The 20,125-nt window shown below is 65.4% G+C and carries 21 protein-coding genes; 14 read left to right on the forward strand and 7 right to left on the reverse strand.

Annotated elements, in window-relative coordinates; all coding sequences use genetic code 11:
• Positions 1–146: 146 nt before the first annotated feature.
• The 4 genes from BLJ79_RS13365 to BLJ79_RS13380 form a co-directional block, all read right to left on the reverse strand.
• Complete coding sequence (locus BLJ79_RS13365) at positions 147–905, reverse strand: hypothetical protein (RefSeq protein ID WP_071215255.1); 759 nt, start codon at positions 903–905, stop codon at positions 147–149.
• Between the two features lie 98 nt (positions 906–1,003).
• Positions 1,004–1,774 (reverse strand): hypothetical protein, encoded by a 771-nt coding sequence (locus tag BLJ79_RS13370; protein WP_175475478.1) that lies wholly within the window; start codon positions 1,772–1,774, stop codon positions 1,004–1,006.
• 69 nt (positions 1,775–1,843) lie between these two features.
• On the reverse strand, positions 1,844–2,557 hold the full coding sequence (locus tag BLJ79_RS13375) for a hypothetical protein (RefSeq protein ID WP_071215257.1): 714 nt from the start codon (positions 2,555–2,557) through the stop codon (positions 1,844–1,846).
• A gap of 69 nt (positions 2,558–2,626) precedes the next feature.
• Positions 2,627–3,373, reverse strand: coding sequence for a hypothetical protein (locus BLJ79_RS13380; RefSeq protein ID WP_071215258.1), 747 nt, complete (start codon positions 3,371–3,373; stop codon positions 2,627–2,629).
• 141 nt (positions 3,374–3,514) lie between these two features.
• Here BLJ79_RS13380 and BLJ79_RS22925 point away from each other — a divergent pair, with 141 nt between their 5' ends.
• The 4 genes from BLJ79_RS22925 to BLJ79_RS13405 all read left to right on the forward strand — a co-directional run bounded on the left by BLJ79_RS22925 (position 3,515) and on the right by BLJ79_RS13405 (position 7,354).
• Complete coding sequence (locus BLJ79_RS22925; protein WP_139194867.1) at positions 3,515–3,901, forward strand: hypothetical protein; 387 nt, start codon at positions 3,515–3,517, stop codon at positions 3,899–3,901.
• Positions 3,902–4,608: 707 nt separating this feature from the next.
• Positions 4,609–5,640 (forward strand): iron-containing redox enzyme family protein, encoded by a 1,032-nt coding sequence (locus BLJ79_RS13395; protein ID WP_071215261.1) that lies wholly within the window; start codon positions 4,609–4,611, stop codon positions 5,638–5,640.
• On the forward strand, positions 5,637–6,083 hold the full coding sequence (locus tag BLJ79_RS23935) for a CDGSH iron-sulfur domain-containing protein (RefSeq protein ID WP_083411293.1): 447 nt from the start codon (positions 5,637–5,639) through the stop codon (positions 6,081–6,083). The genes BLJ79_RS13395 and BLJ79_RS23935 overlap by 4 nt, the downstream gene beginning before the upstream one ends.
• Positions 6,084–6,271: 188 nt before the next feature.
• Positions 6,272–7,354: a carboxylate-amine ligase gene (locus tag BLJ79_RS13405; RefSeq protein ID WP_071215262.1), complete on the forward strand. Its 1,083-nt coding sequence runs from the start codon at positions 6,272–6,274 to the stop codon at positions 7,352–7,354.
• Positions 7,355–8,086: 732 nt separating this feature from the next.
• Here BLJ79_RS13405 and BLJ79_RS13410 read toward each other — a convergent pair.
• Both BLJ79_RS13410 and BLJ79_RS13415 read right to left on the reverse strand, forming a co-directional pair.
• A complete protein-coding gene (locus BLJ79_RS13410; protein WP_083411295.1) occupies positions 8,087–8,539 on the reverse strand; it encodes a DUF1003 domain-containing protein in 453 nt (150 codons plus the stop codon).
• Between the two features lie 80 nt (positions 8,540–8,619).
• Entirely contained in the window at positions 8,620–10,038 is a 1,419-nt protein-coding gene (locus BLJ79_RS13415) for a glucose-6-phosphate dehydrogenase (protein ID WP_071215263.1), read from the reverse strand.
• 115 nt (positions 10,039–10,153) lie between these two features.
• On the opposite strand from BLJ79_RS13415, the gene ffh reads away from it, so the two are divergent.
• From ffh to BLJ79_RS22935, 6 genes are all read left to right on the forward strand, one after another.
• Positions 10,154–11,704 (forward strand): signal recognition particle protein, encoded by a 1,551-nt coding sequence (gene ffh / locus BLJ79_RS13420; protein WP_071215264.1) that lies wholly within the window; start codon positions 10,154–10,156, stop codon positions 11,702–11,704.
• Positions 11,694–12,905: a hypothetical protein gene (locus BLJ79_RS13425; protein WP_139194869.1), complete on the forward strand. Its 1,212-nt coding sequence runs from the start codon at positions 11,694–11,696 to the stop codon at positions 12,903–12,905. Before ffh ends, BLJ79_RS13425 begins: the two co-directional genes overlap by 11 nt.
• A 36-nt stretch (positions 12,906–12,941) precedes the next feature.
• Positions 12,942–13,850, forward strand: a complete 909-nt coding sequence (locus BLJ79_RS13430; protein WP_071215266.1) for a hypothetical protein — start codon at positions 12,942–12,944, stop codon at positions 13,848–13,850.
• Between the two features lie 67 nt (positions 13,851–13,917).
• Entirely contained in the window at positions 13,918–14,256 is a 339-nt protein-coding gene (locus BLJ79_RS22930; RefSeq protein WP_139194870.1) for a hypothetical protein, read from the forward strand.
• Positions 14,257–14,445: 189 nt separating this feature from the next.
• Positions 14,446–15,231 carry a hypothetical protein gene (locus BLJ79_RS13435; protein ID WP_071215267.1) on the forward strand — a complete coding sequence of 262 codons (786 nt, stop codon included), beginning with the start codon at positions 14,446–14,448 and terminating at the stop codon, positions 15,229–15,231.
• Positions 15,224–15,451 (forward strand): hypothetical protein, encoded by a 228-nt coding sequence (locus BLJ79_RS22935; RefSeq protein WP_139194871.1) that lies wholly within the window; start codon positions 15,224–15,226, stop codon positions 15,449–15,451. Before BLJ79_RS13435 ends, BLJ79_RS22935 begins: the two co-directional genes overlap by 8 nt.
• A gap of 573 nt (positions 15,452–16,024) precedes the next feature.
• On the opposite strand, the gene BLJ79_RS13440 is transcribed toward BLJ79_RS22935, so the two are convergent.
• Positions 16,025–16,228, reverse strand: coding sequence for a hypothetical protein (locus tag BLJ79_RS13440; RefSeq protein WP_071215268.1), 204 nt, complete (start codon positions 16,226–16,228; stop codon positions 16,025–16,027).
• Positions 16,229–16,965: 737 nt separating this feature from the next.
• On the opposite strand from BLJ79_RS13440, the gene BLJ79_RS13445 reads away from it, so the two are divergent.
• From BLJ79_RS13445 to BLJ79_RS13460, 4 genes are all read left to right on the forward strand, one after another.
• Entirely contained in the window at positions 16,966–17,631 is a 666-nt protein-coding gene (locus BLJ79_RS13445) for a hypothetical protein (protein WP_071215269.1), read from the forward strand.
• Positions 17,628–18,086: a phage holin family protein gene (locus BLJ79_RS13450; protein ID WP_071215270.1), complete on the forward strand. Its 459-nt coding sequence runs from the start codon at positions 17,628–17,630 to the stop codon at positions 18,084–18,086. The genes BLJ79_RS13445 and BLJ79_RS13450 overlap by 4 nt, the downstream gene beginning before the upstream one ends.
• The gene (locus BLJ79_RS13455; protein ID WP_071215271.1) at positions 18,083–18,697 is read left to right on the forward strand and encodes a DUF3618 domain-containing protein; all 615 of its coding nucleotides are present in this window, start codon (positions 18,083–18,085) and stop codon (positions 18,695–18,697) included. The genes BLJ79_RS13450 and BLJ79_RS13455 overlap by 4 nt, the downstream gene beginning before the upstream one ends.
• A 250-nt stretch (positions 18,698–18,947) precedes the next feature.
• Positions 18,948–20,120, forward strand: coding sequence for an alcohol dehydrogenase catalytic domain-containing protein (locus BLJ79_RS13460; RefSeq protein ID WP_071215272.1), 1,173 nt, complete (start codon positions 18,948–18,950; stop codon positions 20,118–20,120).
• Positions 20,121–20,125 lie beyond the last annotated feature (5 nt).

The raw sequence follows: 20,125 nt of genomic DNA on the forward strand, positions 1-20,125 counted from the left end.
GAAGGGGCCTCCCTGTGGCCGGGAGGCATGCGCAATCAGGCCGGAATCCGGGGGCTGGAATCAGCAGTTCCTTCGCGGGAAGGCCGGTTCCGGTTTCCCTAAGAGCCAAGCGCAAAGCGGGCCAGGGCGCAAGGAACTGCGGGCGGCTAAGCGGCAGGCAACGAGCGCCGCGCAAGGAACAGGGCACCCACCGCCATGGCCGCCGCCGCGGCGCCCGTCGATGCCGCCATCACCGACTCGGCCCACCCGGCGTCATAGGCCTTGAGCGCAATCAGGGGCGAGATCACGTAGATGGCCGCGAGATAGCCTGCGAAGCCGGTGCCGAGCAGGAACACACATGCGGCGCCGGCGGCCGGCAGCCTGACGCGCCACAGGGTGGCAAGGATCAGCGGAGACACCATCCCGGCCAGGAGCACGCCCCAGGACAGCCCAGTGGCATCCGGCATCCCGGACGCGGCTCCGTTGAGGCCGGAGATGAGAGCATGGGACCCGATCACGGCGAAGGAGGCCGCGAAGAGGACGGCAAGCAGTGCCTCGCATGTGGCAGCGGCGATCCCGACGATCCTGAGGTGGTCCACCGTTGGATCCGGCAGGAACATGACGCCGGCGGCCATGGCCAGGACCCCGATCGCCTGCAGCAGCATTGCGAGACCGAACAGCTGTGCGGTCGTGCCCAGCGGGACCCAGTTCTCCACGGGGAAGTAGTAGTCGTAGCGGTGGTTTTCGATCAACAGGCCCCTGGGCCCACGGGTGCCGGCGGGGACCACCCAGCGCTGCAGGACCGCGGCCAGCTGCACGAGGCAGGAGACCAGGAACAGGGCGCCGGCAATGGACAGCCACAGGATCCTGGCCCTGCGAAAACGCAGGGCTTTGACGTCCGTTCCCGATGGCTTGCTGCCCGACATGGCCCAACCGTAGCAACGTGCCCGCACGAGTCAATGGCTGCGCTGGTTTCCGCCGCCGGGCGAGGCTGGCCGGGGCCCGGATCAATCCGATTCGGACACTACGCGGGCTCCACGCGGGCGGCCGCGCGCCGAACCACGTCCCTGGCGCCGACGGCCGCGGCCACCGCCGCGGCGGCGGTGGATGCCGCGACCACCGTCTCGGTGAAGCGGGCGGTGTCGTGGGACATGCCAAAGAAGAGCGGTGCCACCATGTAGGTGGCCAAGAGGTAGCCCGCCATCGTCGACCCGATCAGGAACACGCACGCAACACCGGCCGCCGGCAACCTGGATCCCCAGAACAGGGCCAATGCCACCAGCCCGATCAGCGCGACCAAGAGCATCGACCAGAACACCCCCGGTCCGATCTCCAGCCCGGTAGCCGTCCCGTTGACCCCGGCGACCAAGACCAATCCGCCATGGAGCGTGAAGGCGGCCGCCACCAGGAGCACCAAAACGACTTCGACCACGGCGATGCCGACGGTGGCGGCCCGGCCGAACACCGGTGACGCGGCCGGAAGCAGCATGACCGCCAGCGCCATCGCGAGCAGGCCGAGCACCTGGATGAGCAAACCCGCTCCGAGGAGCTGGGCGGCGTTGCCGATGGGCTCCCAGCCCTCAAAAGGCAGGAAGTAGTCATAGGCGTGGTCTTCGACCGATCGGTCAGTCGGCCCCTGGGAGCCGCTGAAGGTGACCCAGCGCTGCAACGAGGCAATCAGCTGCAGCGTAAAGGAAACCAGGAGCAGCACCGTGGCGGCGAGCATGAATAGGAACGATGTCTTGCGGAAGCGCACTTCCCGGGCGCACCCACCGGTTTCGTTTATCCCCAACATGGCCCAACCGTAGCAATATGCCTGCAGGAGTCAATGGTTGCCCAGGCAGCCGGCCAAGGGCCCCGGTGCTCAGTCGGTGCGGCTGGCCCTGCGCACCTGCGAACCGACTGCGAAAAGCATCGAGATGCCGGCCGCGGCGGTGGTTGCAATGAGCACCATTTCGGTGACCGGGAAGAACCCGTCGCCGGCAAACATGTAGAGCAGGGGAGTGATGACGATGGAAGCCACGAAATCGCCCAGCACGGTGGATCCGAGCAGGCACAAGCACCCGATCATCGCCGGCAGCGAGCTGCCCCGCCACCAGATGGCCGCGGCCACCAGGCCGACCAAGGAGAGAAGAAACATCATCCGCACCGGCAACGCCGGATCCATCATGAGGGTCTGGATGCCGGTGGAACCTTGGTCCCCGGCGAGCATCGCGTGGATTCCGAACGAGACGGCCACAAGGACCACTGCCACCGACCCGGCAACCACTGCCTTGCGTTTTTGCGCCACCCGCGGCAGTGCCAGCACCCCCGCGGCCATCGCCAGCATCCCGAGCACCTTGAGCCAGTTGGCCACACTGTACAGCCGAGCCGTGGCGGCGAACGGATCCTGAGGGTCGACCCCCGGCCCGTCGCCGGACAGCTCGCCGTTGAAGACCTCCCAGCCCTGGATCGAGGCCCGCTGCTGTATGACGGCCGAGGCGAGAAACAGTAGGGCGGCTCCGATCAGGAGCGTGAACGAAGAAGTGCGGAAGCCGACGCTCCGCGTGACCCGGGACGAATCGTTGATGGCCGACATGGCCCCACCCTAGCCAGCGCACCGTCGAAGTCAATGGCAGTGGACCTGCGCCGGTGCGTGGGCTTGGTCTTATCCCGCGCGCCGGTAGCGGCGCACCACGGTGCCGGCTGCGAAGACCATGGCCAGGGCGGCCGCGGCGCTCGTGCCGGCGACCACGCTTTCGAGCCAGGGGGTCGTGTCATGAGAGACGTAGCCGGCGATCATGGCAGCGACCGTGAAATTGGCGATCGCGGCACCGAACATGTTTGAACCCACCAGGAACACGCACGCCACCGATGCCGCCCTCGACATGCCGGACCACAGCCACGCCAGGGCTGCCAGGCCGCCGAATCCGCACCAGACCATGAGCGGGGCCAACACCCGCGAGTGCTGCAGATCGGAGGGCGCGCCGTTGATCCCCGAGATCAGGGCATGGGCACCCATGACGGCGAACGCGGCGGCAACCAAGAGTGCGAGCGCCCGCTCGGCGACGATGCCGATCCGGTTGGGTGCCACGCGAGGCACGGCAAGCACGCCCAGGGCCATGGCCAGGACGCCCACGGCCTGGAGGAGCGTGGCCGCCCCGAAGAGCTGGGCCGCGGTCCCGATCGTCTCCCAGGGATCTGCGGGGAAGCTGTAGTCCAATTCGTGGTCTTCGACCGTGAGCTCGTTGCCGGGACGTTGCCCGCGCAGCACCACCCAGCGTTGGATCGAAGCCAGGTGCTGCAGCACCGCCGAGGCCATGAACAGCACGGCGGCCGCAAGTAACCCGAAGACCGAGACCTTGGGGAGGCGAACGGCCAGTTCGGACTGGCCTGTTTTGCTGGTGGCCGACATGGCACCACAGTAGCTGTGCCGCGCGGCGAGTCAATGGTGGTGGAGGCGGTTCACCGGCCCGGGGCGCCCGGTCCGGTTCCGGGGCTGCCCAGGCGCTGCAACTCGGTGCGCAGCTCCTGGAGCACGGCCGATTACACGGTCATGAGCAGGGAGATCAGTACAAGGACCATCGGCCCATGGTCCAGGGCAGCATTTTCCGCTACCGCGTCGGCAATCCCCGGGGGACGTGCCCGAAAACTTCGGTTCGAGGAGGGCCGGTGGAAGCGCCATCGCGGCTACGCCACCGACTGCACCGGGAACATCGCGTCCTGGAACCCCGCGCTGGCGGTCATGCTGGGCCATGCCGAGAGCCGCGTCCTGTTCGACTGGTGCGTGTCGGTGAACTCAACGATCAACCGTGCCCACCGGCACTGCAAAACATCCCGCGCCGCGCAGGGGAGCCCATCGATTGACAAGAATATGCACCGCGGGACGCCTGACCACGCCATCGGCAGGTCCGGCAGCGGGCTGAAGGTCGAGATCCCCTGACTGGTCGAGGGGTAGCAGCGCCCCTTGGTGGCGAAGGCCGGACCGGGGCAGGCCGAGGAATCCCCGATGTTCGACAATCTCCTGGTGTCGTGAGGGTCACGGTCCCCTTGCCTGGCCGATCAAGACCCGTCCGAAGACGACCCTGGCCGACAAGGCCTACTGCTCCCGGGCAGCTGAGAATACCCGCGCGTGCGCGGCATCCAGTGAATGGCCCACCCGAAAGGGCGACCGGAAAGCCAACCGGAAGCGCATGGACCCGGCGGGCGGCCGGTGACCCGCGACCAGGGAGGGCTCAAGCGGCGCAATGAAAGTCGAGCGCAGCTTCAACGCCCAGAAGCAGTGGCGCGGCATGGCCACTCGGTGCGCTTTGCCCGCCCTGGCCGATCGCTCGGCCGCCATCCTCCACGCCCTTGCATATCGGGAGAGCCGCCCTCAGAAAATCCCGCTGGGGAGGAGCCCCCTGGTGCGCCGCGGAATCGTGCATCAGCACCTGCCGGGTCTGCCTCCCGGCCGGAACCTGCCCTGCCCGCCGGCGGTGTTCCCGGCCGCCTGTCGAAGCATGGCAAAAACCTTGTCGGCCGGCTATCGGTAAATTACGGTTGGTCCAGGACCAACCTCTGCAGACGAGAACGACGACCACGGCGGCCCGCCGCAAGGGGAGCTGCATGGCCGGATTTCCAACAGCACCAATTCACGAACGGAGCATCATGCGAGAACTTCCCACGGAACGTGGCCCGCTCAGTTCCGCCCTGTTGACGACGCTCATGCGCACGGTCTTGCCCCAAGACCTGGGCTATCTTGAGGAAATGCTTGAGGAGGCCTTCCGTGCCGATGCCGACTTCCTGTTCAACGAGGACCTCCAGCTAAGCCTGTTTGTGCTGTACGAACTGCACTACTCGGGCTTCGATTCCATCCGCGACGACTGGGAATGGCATCCGCCGCTCCTCGCACTGCGCAAGCGGCTCGAGGACTGCTTCGAGCAACGCCTGAACGACACCGTCGGAGAAGTTCCCCAACCCGCGCCGAACGCGCAATCGGTTGCCGACGCGCTTTTCGAGATGGCCCGGGCGGCGACGGGCCCCTCGGTCTCCTCGTTTGTGGCACGCCAGGCAACCCTTGAACAGGCTCGCGAATTCCTCATCCACAAGTCCATCTACCAGCTCAAGGAGGCCGATCCGCACACCTGGGCGATTCCCCGGCTGAGCGGACGGGCAAAGTCGGCGCTGGTGGAGATCCAGGCCGACGAATACGGCGGCGGGGTCCCCGGCCGAACGCATGCAGAGCTGTTTGCCCGGACCATGGAGGGCTTGGGACTCGAGCACGACTTCGGGAGCTACATCGAGGCCATCCCGGCCATCACGCTGGCTTCGGTCAACGCCATCTCCCTCTTCGGGCTCCACCGGCGCCACCGCGGCGCGACCTGCGGCCACCTCGCGATCTACGAGATGACGTCGTCGTTGCCCAACGCCAAGTACGCCCGCGGATTCCGGCGCCTCGGATTCGACTCGCCCGTCACCGACTACTTCGATGAACACGTGGAGGCGGATGCCGTCCACGAGCAGATCGCCGGAAGGGACCTCGCCGGCGGACTCATCGAAGCGGACCCCCGGATGATGCAGGACGTGTTCTTCGGTGCGGCGACCGTCATCCTGCTCGACACGTTGGCCGGGACCTGGCAGATGAACGCCTGGCAGTCGGGAACCAGCTCCCTGCGCGCCCAACTCCAGGGCGCATCGTGAGCGGTTCCGGGCCGACCAGCATCACCGTGTGTCCGCGTGGCCCGCTGATCGTGCGGGGCAGCTTCGACATCCTCGACGGAGACAACCAACCGGTCGATCCGCGGCGCGGGACCGTGGCACTGTGCCGATGCGGCGGGTCGAAGATCAAGCCGTTTTGCGACGGCACGCACAAGCTGCTTCGCTTCGACGAGCCCCAGCAGCAGCACGCCGGCCGGGATGGCGGCACTCCACCGAATCCTTCACAACACAACAACAAGGAGCAAGACACCATGAATGAAAACCAGGAACCCACCAACGACGTTTCGGATGAAGCCAAGGACCGGGACACCCGTAAGGACCACGTCTCGGACCCGGCACTGTCCACCGACCCGGGCCATGACTGGACCGACGAAGGCGGAGCCACCGAATCCGGACCGGCTCTCGACGCCGACGACAGCAAGTAGGACTTCGGCACCAAGGCCGTTGATCCGTGGTCCCGGGCGTCGCACGGGACCACGCAAGCCCGGCATCCCCCGAGCGGATGCCGGCGGGCCTTCCCTGCCACCACGACCCGAACGATCGTCCCGCCGGCCGTTGGCCGGCCGCGCCACCAGCACCATGCTTCGTCCACAGACCGTCCGGGAGGACCCCCATGAGCACGTTCGGCATCGAAGAAGAGTTCTTCCTGCTCAACCCGGACACCGGGATGCCCGGCGTCCCGGATCCCGCGGCCTCCGCCGCACTGATGGACATCCGGGCCGGGGGGAATTCCACCCAGTCCGAGCTGTTGGCCTGCCAAGTGGAGACCGCCACGCCGATCTGCAGTGACGGACCGGCGGCGCTTGCCTCGTTGCGCGAGTACCGCAAGGAACTGGCCCGCACCGCCCAGGAGCTGGGCTTGCTGCCCGTCGGACTCGGAGCGGCACCGGTGGTCCCCACCGGTCCGGCGGTCATCGCCGACCAGGAACGCTACCGCAGGCTGCACGAGTACCTGCCCGGAATCAGCTCGGAGCAATACGTCTCGGGTCTGCATGTCCACGTCTCGGTGCCCGATGCGGATGCCGGTGTCGTGGCCCTGAACGCCCTGCGGCCCTGGCTGCCGCTGCTGCTGGCGATCGGGTCGAACTCCCCGTGGTGGCACGGTGCCGACACCGGCTTCGCTTCCTGGCGCAGCATCCATTACCGGCGGTGGTCGGTGCAGGGCATCCAGCCGTATTTTGCCGACGGGCACGAGTACCGGACCCGGTTGGACACCCTGTTGGCTTCCGAGGTGGTCGTGGACCAGGGCCACATCGGCTGGGCCGCGCGCCTGTCCAGCCGGTATCCGACCGTTGAGGTCAGGATCGCGGACGCGCAGCTGCGCGCCGAGGACTCGGTGTTGCTGGCACTGCTGGTGCGCGCACTGGTCGACACGAGCCTGCGTGCCCCCGCAACGGGCAGGCCGCTGTTGCCCGAGGTCCTGGACCTCGCCTTCTGGCAGGCAGCCAAGCACGGCATGGTCGGCAACCAAGTGGACCCCGGCAGCGGGCGGACCTTGGGGACCGGCCGGTTGCTTCAGGCATTGCTGCAGCTCATCGGCGAGGCGTTGTCCCTGAACGGCGACACGGATTTTGTCCACGGGGGCCTGGAACGCCTGGCACGGCACGGCAACGGTGCCCAGCGCCAGCGCAACAGCTTCCAGCGCGGAGGCCTTGTCCAGGTGGTCGGCGATGCCGGTGAGGAGCTGACGGCCTGAGCCGTTGGCCGGTTCGCAGGGGCCCGGCGGTGCCCGGGCACCGCCGGGCGACCCCGGGCGCGGAGGTGCCTTTTTACCGGAAGACGGCCCCGTTGATGGCCACGGTCACCTGCAGGTTGCCCAGCTGCCATGTCCCCGAGGCAAACAGGGCATCGTGCATTTTGTCCGGGCCCCGTGCCCTGCCTGTTTTTTGCCACCGGAGATCGTCGCCCACCCGCCGGCATCAACGGAAATCGGGTCCAAGGTCAGGCCAAGCCGCAGGCAGGGGCGAGAACAAACGCGACTGGAGTACTGCCGGTCCTGCTGATCCCGTCCGGCTCGGGGTGGAAGGACCGACCGGTGTATCCCCGGTGCGCCGTCCTCGTCGATGCGAGGGGAACCGATCTCCCCGATGATGAGCGATTCCACGGGCAGGGCGGGGAGATCGGCCCAGGACCACCGGGTCGTGGTCGAGGGCGGCATCCATCGCTACCGTGTCAGCTTCGCCTGCCGAGACCTGCCCGAACACCTCGGTTCGGGCGCCGCCGCCGCGTGCCCGCCGTCGGCACCGGAGAGGCCGCGCCGGCTATTTTGCCGGGCCACGGCAGCGCGTAGCGCGTGGTCAACTGAGAGCTATGGTGGACTCCACGATCAGCTGTGCCCACCATCACCCGACCAACCTCCTGCCGCCCGCGGGAAACCACCATCGGGAAATCTCCTGGCTGTGTCGCGCGGCGAGTCAATGGCGGCGGTTCACCGGCCCGGGGTGCCCGGGGTGCCAGGGGTCGTTCCGGGCCTGCCCAGGCGCTGCAGCTCGGTGCGCAGCTCCTCGATCATGGCCAGCTGCGCCCGGTTCATCTCCATCAAGAGGTCCAGGTCCCTCTTCGAGCCCATGTCCGTGTCCAGGTCGTGCTGGGCCATGGCCGCGGCGATCGCGTCCTGGCGCTTGGCCGCGATCAACAAGATGGCGCCCTGGAGCCCCGCCAGCATGCTCAAAAACAGGTTCAGTAGGATATACGGGTACGGATCCCAGACCTGGCCTGGGCGGATGAAGCTGTTGGCCGCCACCCAGAGCAGCATGAACAACACGAAGCTGCCCACAAACGGCCAGCTTCCCATGGAATTGCGCAGCACGTCGGCCGAGCGCTGGCCCAGGGTCAGGGAGTCCCGGTGCTGCTGATGCCACGTCTTCTGGTGTGTACCCATGGCATCAGCGTAATGCCCGGTCGGGCACCGCGGTTCGGCATTCCTTGCATGGCCTGCCCAGGCTCAGCGGGCGCCTACGGCTACAGGGTGCAGTTGGTGTCCCAGCCCGCCGGGCCGTTGCCCCCGGCCGGGTACTCGTCCAGGTCCACCATGTCATCGGCCCACGCGGTGAGGATCGGGTCCACGATCCGCCAGCATTCCTCCGCGGTGTCCCCGCGCACCGACAGGGTCGGGTCCCCGGAGAGCACCCCGAGCAGCACTTCGCCGTAGGGGAGCAGGTCCGGGGAGTTCAGCTCCGCGGCCAGGGTCACGTGGTCCAGGGTGTACAGGTCGCCGGGGCCGTTGACGTCCAAATCCAGCGAGAGGGTGTCGGGGCCGAACCCGATCCGCAGCTTGGTGGGCTTGTCGGTGCCCTTGAAGCCGGTGGGCAGGTGGGAGACCGGGCGGAAGGTGATGATCGCTTCCTTCCGGGCCGTGCCCAGCGCCTTGCCGGCGCGTAGGATGAACGGGACCCCGGCCCAGCGCGAGTTGTTGATGTGCAGCGTGACCTCGGCCAGCGTCTCGGTCTTCAGCGCCGGCTCCACGCCCTTCTCGGCCGCGTAGTCCGGCACCGGGCGTCCCTTGGAGGTGCCGGCGGTGTACCGGGCCCGGCGGGTGAACTTCCTCGGGTCCCCGGCCAGGGCCGTGGCACGCAGCACCGAGCCCAGGTGGTCGCGCACGTCGCGCTCCTTCAGGGTTGCCGGGGCATTCATGGTCAGCAGTCCCAGGATCTGGAGCAGGTGCGACTGGATCATGTCGCGCAGCGCCCCGGCCCCGTCGTAGTACCCGGCCCGGTCCTCCAGAGCCAGTTCCTCGTCGTAGAAGATCTCGATCTTCTCCACGTGCTCGGAGGTGAACAGGGGCTCGAGCAGCCGGTTGGCGAAGCGCAGGCCCAGGATGTTGAACACCGTGCCCTTGCCCAGGAAGTGGTCGACCCGGTGGATGTTCTCCTCCGGCACCAGGCGGATCAGCGTGCGGTTCAGGCCCTGGGCGGATTGCTGGTTGGAGCCGAAGGGCTTTTCCATGACCAGGAGCGTGGTTTCGGGCAGWTGCCCGGGTTCCAGCACCTCGCAGGCCTTCTGGCTCACGGCCGGGGGCAGGGCGAAGTAGAGGGCCACCGGGCCATCGAGCGTCTCGACCAGGTTGGCCAACTCGTTGGGCTTGGTGACATCGAGTTCGGTGAAGGAGGTGTGCTTGGCGACCTTCGCCAGTTCCGCCCGGCCCGCCTCGGTGGCGTGCTCCATGGCGGCCTCGCAGGTTTCCGTGACGCGCTGCTGCCATTTTTCCTGGCTGTAGCCCGGGCCCCCGGCCCCGGCCAGGTGCAGCCCGGTGGCGCGGCCCGATCCGATCAGCCGGGCCAGGCCCGGAAGCAGCAGCCTTCCGGTCAGGTCGCCGGAGGCTCCGAGGATCAACAATGTGCTTACGTGGGTGCCGCCGTGATGGCCTGTTTCAATGCTCACTCCTCTACATTGCCACGTGTTGCCCAAAACGCTCAGTCTTTCTTGGTAATCTTGGATGTTGAGTCCAGCGGGTTAGACCGCGCCTGAATCCCACAACGAAAGAAGTGCACGGCACGTGTTCAATTCACTCTCCGACCGCCTGACATCCACCTTCAAGAACCTGCGCGGCAAGGGCAGGCTGTCCGAGGCCGACATCGACGGCACCGTACGCGAGATCCGCCGTGCCCTGCTGGACGCCGACGTCGCCGTTCCGGTGGTCCGCGCCTTCGTGGCCCAGGTCAAGGAACGCGCCCTGGGCGAAGAGGTCTCGGCCTCGCTGAACCCGGGCCAGCAGATCGTCAAGATCGTCAACGAGGAACTCGTGGGCATCCTCGGCGGGGAGACCCGCCGGCTGAACCTGGCCAAGAACCCGCCGACCGTGATCATGCTCGCTGGCCTCCAGGGCGCCGGCAAGACCACGCTGGCCGGCAAGCTGGCCAAGCACCTCAAGGCCCAGGGCCACACCCCGCTGCTGGTCGCCTGCGACCTCCAGCGCCCCAACGCCGTCAAGCAGCTCCAGGTCAACGGCGAACGTGCCGGGGTGCCGGTGTACGCACCGCACCCGGGCGTCTCCTCCGAGTTCGAGTCCGCCACCGGCGACCCGGTCGCGGTGGCCCGCGACGGCGTGGCCGAAGCCCGCACCAAGCTCCACGACGTGGTCATCGTCGACACCGCCGGCCGGCTGGGCATCGACGCCGAGATGATGGCGCAGGCAGCGGACATCCGCGCCGCGGTCAACCCGGACGAGGTCCTGTTCGTCATCGACGCGATGATCGGCCAGGACGCGGTCAACACCGCCCAGGCGTTCAACGACGGCGTCGGCGTCACCGGCGTGGTGCTGACCAAGCTCGACGGCGACGCCCGCGGCGGCGCGGCCCTCTCGGTGGCCTCGGTGACCGGCAAGCCGGTCATGTACGCCTCCACCGGCGAAAACCTGGACGACTTCGAGATCTTCCACCCGGACCGCATGGCCTCGCGGATCTTGGACATGGGCGACATCCTCACCCTGATCGAGCAGGCCGAGCAGAACTGGGACAAGGGCGAAGCCGAGCGGATGGCGAAGAAGTTCGCCGACCGCGAGGACTTCACCCTCGATGACTTCCTGGCCCAGATGGCCCAGATCCGCAAGATGGGCTCGATGAAGAAGATCCTGGGCATGATGCCCGGGTCGCAGATCTCCCGCCAGCAGCTCGAGCAGTTCGACGAGTCGCAGATGGACCGCATCGAGGCCATCGTCCGCTCGATGACCCCGCACGAGCGCGTGGCCCCGAAGATCATCAACGGCTCGCGCCGCGCCCGCATCGCCAAGGGCTCGGGCGTGCACGTCTCCGAGGTCAACTCGATGCTCGAGCGCTTCGGCGAGGCGCAGAAGATGATGAAGAAGCTGGCCTCCGGCGGAGCGATCCCGGGCATGCCCGGCGGGCGCGGCGGGGCCAAGAAGGGTGCCAAGGGCGGGAAGAAGAAGCCGGCGAAGTTCGGCAACCCGGCCAAGGCCGCCCAGCTAGCCGCGGCCGAGGCCAACAAGCCCAAGGCACCGGCCGGTGCCGCCTTCGGCGCCGGGCCCAAGGACTTCGACCCGTCGGAACTGAACCTGCCCAAGGGGTTTGAGAAGTTCCTTGGCAAGTAGCCCCCACCCCGGGCCGGGAGGCGAGAGCCCGCAGTGGCTGATCGCCTCCATGGCCCTGATCTTCGACGAGCCCACCGGGAGCGATGCACACCGGCGGATCTCCGAGACGCTGCGCGCCAGGCAGTCCATTGCGCTGCTGGCCGAGCCGGTCTCCTGGGGTGAGCTCTGCGTGATCGAGATGGTCCTGGCGGTGAACGCCGAGGGGTTCATCGTCATGGCCGATGCGGACGGCAACACCAGCTTCGGGCAGCAGATCGAGGGATTTGCCATTGCCCTGAAGCGGGGGACCGGGGCCCGCTGGGCCGACTTCGACGGGGTGGATGCCGAAAGCGGCGAACCCATCGACGACGCGGCCCTCGAGTACCCCACCGGCGGGCGCTCGGTGCTGCTGGGTTCCTTCAAGGGCTCGGAGGTCGCGCTCTTTGCCGGGGCGACCAAGACCGCCTGGCAACACTTCTCCACCCAACACGGCGACGTGGCGGTGCACGAGGGCTACATGCCCGAGATCATGCTCTCCCGCGCCACCTTCCCCGCCATCATGCTTTCCCGCCTGGGCCCGCGCTTTTCCATGGTCTTCTGGTTCGAGGGACAAAATCGCAAGCTCCACGGCTACCCGGGCTTCGGCCACGGCTGGTCGGTTGCCGCAGCTCCGGTGCTGGACACCGTGCCCGGAACCGATGCCGCAGAGGTCGCCGACTTCCTGTCCCGCGAATGGCTGGCCCCGGACCTGGAGTCCATCGCCGAGCTGACCGAATACGGCATCGGCGAGGACGTGATCGCCCAGCTCAACGAGGCCCTGGGCGGCAGCGGGTCGGTGGACAAGCTGCGCACCGTGCTGAAAATCTTTGGCCGCGATGAATCCCTGGCCGACTACGTCGAGGAAGGCACGCTGCCGGAGGCCGCCGTGCTGGTGGAGCCCAAATCCCTGGGCTCCACGATTGCCAGCGGCATGAGCGCCGACGCGCGCGAGGCCACCGGTATCCGCAAGTTCTTCAACGTGCTGGCCTGGCGCCCGCGCACCCAGGTCATCTGGGGCGTCGTGGAGGCCCTGGTTGCCCTGGCACTGGTGATGCTCACCGACTGGCAGCAGCCGTGGCTGCCGTTCTGGGCGGTGGCGCTCATTGCCGCGTTCTGGGGCGTCGATGCGTTGACGAACCTTGTCGTCGGCGGCTGGCGGTTGTGGGGCAAACGCAAGGCATAGGGCCAATCTGACTGTGCTTCACGTTAGTCTCGGGCCATGGACATCACCAATGGCTTGACGCTCAGCAAGGCCGTGAAGGACAAAAGTACGCCCCTATGGCAATTCCTCGACCAGAGGTTCCCGAACACCGCCCCCATCCGCCGGGAATACAAGGTTCGCGTCGGGGAGATCATCSTCGACTCGATGGGGGCCCACGCCGGCACCGTTGGAACTGCGATGGACCTGGCTGTGCGTCTAATGTTGGAACCAACGGACGTGCCGCAGTCGGCGCGATTCCTTTTGCGAGCGGACAAAAATTACACAGGCACAGTGGATGAGCTGGCTTCGATCGCCGGTTCGTCTGTACACGCCGGGGAGCGGGGAGCCGAAAGCTTTGCCCGGGCCGTATGGGGGCTGGCCTTGTGCGCAACGGCCCACCGGGTTGGCATGGCTGCTCCGTCGGTTGTGTTTGAACTACTGGGCTCCAAATCATTCAACGTGTCTTCCATGATGTCCCAGGCACCGGAAGTTGCCGTCCGGGAAATGACGGCGTTGTGTGGCCTGGCTGGCCGGAACCTGCTTCCTGCCTTGAAGACGCCCTTCCACCTTGGTCCCGAATTTGACGCGTCGCGTCGAAGCGGGGGAGCCGACGATCGCTTAATCGCTGCCGAAGCGGACCTGATCTGCAATGGATTGTTGATCGACATCAAGACCCGGCTGGGAACCAAGAACGCCAAGAGCGGCACTCGGAGCGACTCGTTGGGCATTGATGAAATCTACCAATTGCTGGCCTACGCTTTGCTCGATCGCTCCGACTCGTACAAAATCAACTCCGTGGGCATCTACTCGGCCAGATACGGTGCCTTGGTCAGCTGGTCCTTGGAACATGTCACCACGACGTTGGCCGGTGGGTCGTTTGATTTCGTGGAGGCCAGAGAACAGCTTTGGGAAATGCTTCGGGCCTAACCGCGCCGCGAGAAGTTTCGCCAGCAGAGGTAAAGCCACGCCTCCGTCACCGATCTTGAAAGGATATATGGAGTTGTCGACTCTCGTCGGAAAAAATCCGGATTCCAGCGACGGCGAAGTGCTTTTGCGGCTACTCCTGGAATCGCAAAGTTGGGCCCATCGGAGGGTTGATTCGCTTCGCATGAGTGCCGATGGCCGGACTCGTCGTCATGTATCCGTAGACGTCACTGTCCCCGAGGATGCTCAGATCCAAGGCAGCAAAGGCCGCATTGTCGTTCCACTGGCTGTGCTGAACAAGGGAACTAAAACCCGGCTGGATGCTCGATTTGAGGGGAAATCACTACCGATTCTTGGACGCAAGGACAACTCCAAGCTCGCTGTGGAGATGCTTTGCTCGGCGATCTGAAACCTCAAGAACTTTTCTCCAAGCGATGAATCCAGGGCTGTCGAGGTTATTTCAAGTGTTGTCCATTGCAACGAGCAAGCACGGGTCGAAGAACTCAGCAAGTATAAAATTTGGGCCGCGAGCGAGCAGATCGAGGTTCCGCAGGAGCTTGATCTGCTGATCAGACTGCTGGCCGGAAACTATCTGTTTATGGTCGAAGTCGATGAGTCGATGGTAGGTGTTCGGTGCACCCTGAAATATGCTTTCGACCAAGACGTCCAAGCACGTTCACCGGAGCACTTCATCGAGGCGGATTTCAGCCAGCTCGTTCCGGACTATGGGTTCAGCGCGAGCCAGCACTTTGAACTGGAGGTACCTTCGAGTCTGACCATCGTCTCATTGGACTTCGTCGAGTTCGACTTCGCCGGGTCTTCTACAAAGATTGATCACCTTGAATTGAGGAGCCGCAGTGAGCCACCTTTTATCGCCCACTCTGTTCTTGAACCGGGACATAGATTTTACAACGGTCTCGTGATTGCGCGGCTGACTCCGGCCAAGGCCGGGCTGCTTAGCTTTACAAAATCGGCACTTGTCTTCACATCATTCCTCGTGCTCAGTGCAACACTGGTTCGGATATTTAGCGACGTGGTCCTGGCAAAGGCGGCCGTTATTCCCTCGCCATCGGCATCCATACTCTTAATCGGTCCGGCATTGCTCTTGTCATGGATCAGTAGGCAGGTAGAGCACCCGTATGAGGGGCATTTGCTTAAGCCTCTCAGATGGATCTTGTACTTGTGCACGACAGTTCTGGTGCTCATGGCGATTCTTGCAGCAATTCCCGTAGCCCAACCGGTGTGGCACGGGGCTTGGATCTTAGTTTTCGGCTCGGTACTTGCGGCCTGGTTTGTCTTCGCATGGTATTTTCTGGGGGAGACGATAAAAGGCCACGTTTCACGGATAAGATGGAACAGCAACAGGGAGGTAGATCATGGCTAAGTCGGTACGGAGCGTCGCAAAACGAAGCAGTCGATTCGTAGAAGATGCCCGAGCTGGGCGTGTGAAACTTGATGTAGTCATGAAGAACGTTGACTATGAAATCGTATCTGGCGGCGGATCGATTATTGGCGAGTACCCCTATACCGGTACCGAAGAAGAAGCCACGAAGGCCATCCGAAAAATCGTGGCTGGGGCCTCCACCAGGCAGAAGCTCGCGTAAGTGCCATATTCGGAAAGTCTGGTCGATTGGGGCAACTGAAACACCGCCCCTGATTTTGAAGCCCAGCACATCAATCGGACTTTGCCTCGGAGAAGTCGGCCGAACAAGCGGCTTGCTCGGGCTCAAAGGGCGAAGTTCCCGAAAGTTCATAATTGATGGGCATCAGGCACGTTCAGGCAGTTGCATGTGCGTGGAATCGGTCTTCCTGGAACTTCCGTTAAGGGCAATAAAAGGTGCCCACGGACGTCCAGCAAAATTCCGCCACCCCTGCCGCCCCCAGCGCTGGCAGTGGCATCAACATGGCGACCGGAACTCTAGTTCGACGTAGGCGGAATCGCAGTCCCGGTCCGTTCGCTGCTTTTGGCTTAGTCCCCCAGCAAGACGCAGGGGACCGGAGCTCGAGTAGTGCCGAGCGGACGGGTTCCTTCTGGGTCACGCTGACGGGCGTGGTGCCACGGGGCCGCGAAAGTTCTTCAGCGTGCTGGCGTGGCGTCCGCGCACCAAGGGTGGCGATGCGTTGACGAACCTTGTTGTCGGCGGCTGGCGGTTGGCCCGAAGGCGGACCTCCGGTCGTTAGCGCGCGCTGCCGCGCATATCCACCGGCAACCCGATTCCAGGTTCCTCCGGCACCATGGCGGAAGCGATATCCGTTGCGCTGATTCCGTGTTTCAGGGCCGTGGCGCTGATAGCTTCAAAGGCATCCTGGCGTTGGCGCAACAGCAGCAGTGCCGCTGCCACGTCCTGGGCGGCCGCGCGAACCAGGTCCAAATCACCCATTGCTTGCCCGTCGTTCCGAAGTTCGCCTCATTGCCCTTGCCCCCAATGATCCGTGTGCCACATCCGTGGCGGGGTTCTTGCTGCCCTTGTTCACAGTCAAGCATTCGGGCAGCCACGGAGCAAGGATTTGTGCGGCCACCGGCACCCGAGCCAGGGACCAGGCAAGGAAAAACGGCAATTGGCCGGTGCTGGTGTCAAAAAGGTTGTGCAGCCGCGCCGATATTGGTTTGCTACTTATACAACCCGATTTCCCCAAGCAGGCGATCGGAGTTGCAATTTGGTTGGGTGTCCCGGGCCGCGGTCCGGGACTCTGCGGGGGTCATGGCCCGCGGGGAACCCGTTCGATATCGAAGCAAATTCATTTGACCGCACCGGATCCCCGGAACCGGTGCGAGGCACAAAGCGGGTCCGCCAAGCAAACCGCGGGACGCACTTTCCGACGAATACGGCTCGCCCAATGGCGGCGGGCATGGATCAACTGGAGGTCACCAATGAGTGAGAACGATCTTAACGCTGCCTATCGGCCCAAAGACAACATCGAGAGGGACCGGGACGCAGCTGACGACAGGGGACTGGAACCGGATGTGCACACGCATCCCGGCGTTCCTGTCGAACCGATTGGGCCACTGGAACCTGCCGGCCCTCCGGCACCGGTGAGCCCGCAGGATTCGGGCTCGTTCGCTGCGGCGGGCACTGAGATGCCGTTGGCACCGCCGCCGGCCACAACAGAAACCCCCATGGAGGGCGAATCCGGCATGGGGGCGCAAGCCAAGGAGGAAACCCGGGCGCTGGCTCGCGAGGGCGTGGATTCCGCCAAGCACGTGGGCCAGACGGCCAAGCGCGAGGCCGAAGAGGTCCTGGACCAGGCCAAGGAGCAGGCATCCAACCTGTTTTCCGAGCTTGGATCGGACATCCGCGAACAAGCGGGAACCCAACAGCAAAAGATTTCGGCCAACCTGCGCCAGATCAGCGGGGACCTGCGCAACATGCTCGCGTCCTCCGATGCCTCGGGCAGCGCGTCGATGTTGGTCGACCAAGCCGCAAAGCACAGCGGGAACGCGGCGGACTGGCTTGAACAGCGGGAGCCCGGTGACCTGCTTGACGAGGTCAAGGGCTTCGCACGCCGACGGCCCGGGGCCTTTTTGGGCATCGCGCTGGGTGCGGGTCTTCTCGCCGGGCGCATCACCCGCAATGCCGGAAGCGGGCCGGACCAGAGCCGGAAAAACGCCGTTGAAACCCCCGGATTCCCGGAGGCCGCCCAACCGCGAACGGCCAGCCCGCTGCCGCCGACGGTGAACCCAACCATCGGTGAAGGCGCGGTGGGCGGCACCGGGAGCAACCCGGGTGTCGGCTACAACCCGTCGGCGGTGCACGGCACCGAGCAGGGGTACACCGGGCCATGAGCGAATATCCAACAACGGCATCGGGAGCCCACAGCACCGACATTCCCCCTGGGCAGGCGAAGGGAGTCCCGACCTCGGATGCTTCCCTCGGAGAACTGTTCAGCGACCTGAGCCAGAACGTCTCGGAGCTGGTGCGCCAGGAAGCGGAGCTGGCCAAGGCCGAGCTGCGCCAGACCGCACGTTCGACGGGCAAGGTGGCGGGGCTGTATGCAGGCGCCGGCGTGGCCGGCCACTTCGTACTGCTCTTCCTCTCGCTTGCGGCAATGGTCGGACTAGCCTCCTGGATGGGCTATGGCTGGTCCGCGGTGGTGATCGCGGTGATCTGGGCGATCATTGCCGCCATCATGGCCACGCTGGGCAAGAAGCATTTCAAGGAGGTCAAGGGCATGCCCAAGACGGCCGAAACCATTAAGGACATTCCGCCAACATTCAACCCCCAGGAGGAAACCCCATGAACCGGAATCCGGAAGAGATTCGTGAGGACATCGAACGTACCCGCGGCAACCTTGGCGAGGACGTTGACGCGATTGCCGACAAGGTCATGCCCTCGAACATTGCCCATCGGCAGAGCGAGAAGATCAAGGGCTCCGTGCGCCGGGCCAAGGAAGCTGTCATGGGCTCCGTGGATCAGGCCGGCTCGGCCGTCCCGGAGGCCTTGCACGAGGCACCGCGCGCCATGGCCTCCCAGACCCGCGGAAACCCGCTGGCCGCCGGGCTGATCGCCTTCGGCGCAGGATTGCTGATTTCCTCCCTGGTCCCCGGGAGCGAGAAGGAACGCGACATGGTCCACACACTCAAGGACAAGGCGGAGCCGGTGACAACCGAGATCTCCGAGGCCGCCAAGGACATCGCACAGGACATGAAGCAACCTGCGGCCGAGGCCATGGAAAGCCTCAAGGACTCGGCCAGGGAATCGGCGCAAACGGTCAAGGAGGAGGCCTCGGACGAGGCCAGCTACCTGCAGGACGAGGCCAGCGGCGCCGCGGCGAACGTGAAGGATTCCGGGGGCCAGACCGGGCCCGGCGTCCCACCGGGCGATCCGGCTCACCGTACCGGCGGTATTTAGGAACGCCACGCACCACGCGGAGGGGCCGGGATTTTCCCGGCTCCTCCGTCATCTGGGGATGCTGACCGGCGCCATCCCCGTCCACCCCCGATCGACCGAACGCTGGAGGAACGATGAAGGCCTGCGAGACGTGCGGAAACGCCTCCGGTAACACCTTCACCATGACCCGCGACGGCGAAACCAATATGTTTGACAGGTTCGAATGGGCCATACATGGCCCATCCCATCMACCACGCCACCGGAGGAAACCATGAAGGCATTGACCTGGCAGGGAAAACGCAAGATTGAATATTCCGAGGTGCCCGATCCGCGCATCGAAGACCCGGGGGACATCATCATCAAGGTGAGCTCCACCGCGATCTGCGGATCCGACCTGCACCTCTATGAAATGATGGGCCCGTTCATGCATGCCGGAGACATCGTCGGGCATGAGCCCATGGGCATCGTCCAAGAAGTCGGATCCGCGGTCCGGCGCGTGAAGGTCGGGGACCGGGTCGTCATCCCCTTCAACATCTCCTGCGGCCACTGCTGGATGTGTGAGCGCGGACTGCAGTCCCAGTGTGAAACGACGCAAGTGCGCTCCCAGAACAAGGGCGCGGCGTTCTTCGGCTACTCGGAACTCTATGGCCAGGTTCCCGGGGGACAGGCGGAGTACCTTAGGGTCCCGCATGGCGATTACGGGGCCATCGTGGTGGGCAGCGAACTACCCGATCACCGCTACCTCTTCCTTTCCGACATCCTGCCCACCGCGTGGCAGGGCGTTGCATACGCGGACGTGCCCAAGAACGGGACCCTGGCGGTTTTCGGGCTCGGGCCCGTCGGCCAGCTGGCAGCGCGCATCGGCACGCACCTGGGCCACCGGGTGATCGGGGTGGACCCGGTGCCCGAACGGCGCACCATGGCCCAGCGCCACGGCATTGAAACCATGGAGTTCGACAAGGACATCGCCGAAAGGCTGCGCGAAGCCACACAACGCGGACCCGACGCCGTGCTGGACGCGGTCGGGATGGAAGCCCATGGCTCGCCCGGCGCACAGTTGTTGCAGCAGGCCACCGGCCTGCTGCCGGACAAGGTGGCGCAACTGGCGATGGAAAACGTCTCGGTGGACCGCACCGCCGTGCTGCATGCGGCGGTGCGCACGGTGCGCCGCGGCGGCACGATTTCGCTCAGCGGTGTCTATGCGGGGGCCGCCACTCCCATGCCAATGCTGGAGATGTTCGACAAGCAGATCCAGCTTCGCCAAGGCCAATGCAATGTGCGTCACTGGACCGCACAGCTGCTGCCGATCGCCGAGGATCCGGGGGACCCGCTGGGCCTGGATGACCTGGTGACCCATACCGCGCCGCTGTCCCGGGGCCCGGAGCTCTACGAGACATTCCAGAAGAAGCAGGATGGCTGCATCAAGGTGGTCCTTGAGCCGTAGGGAAT

The organism is Arthrobacter sp. UCD-GKA, from assembly GCF_001863355.1.
Classification (GTDB): Bacteria; Actinomycetota; Actinomycetes; order Actinomycetales; family Micrococcaceae; genus Paeniglutamicibacter.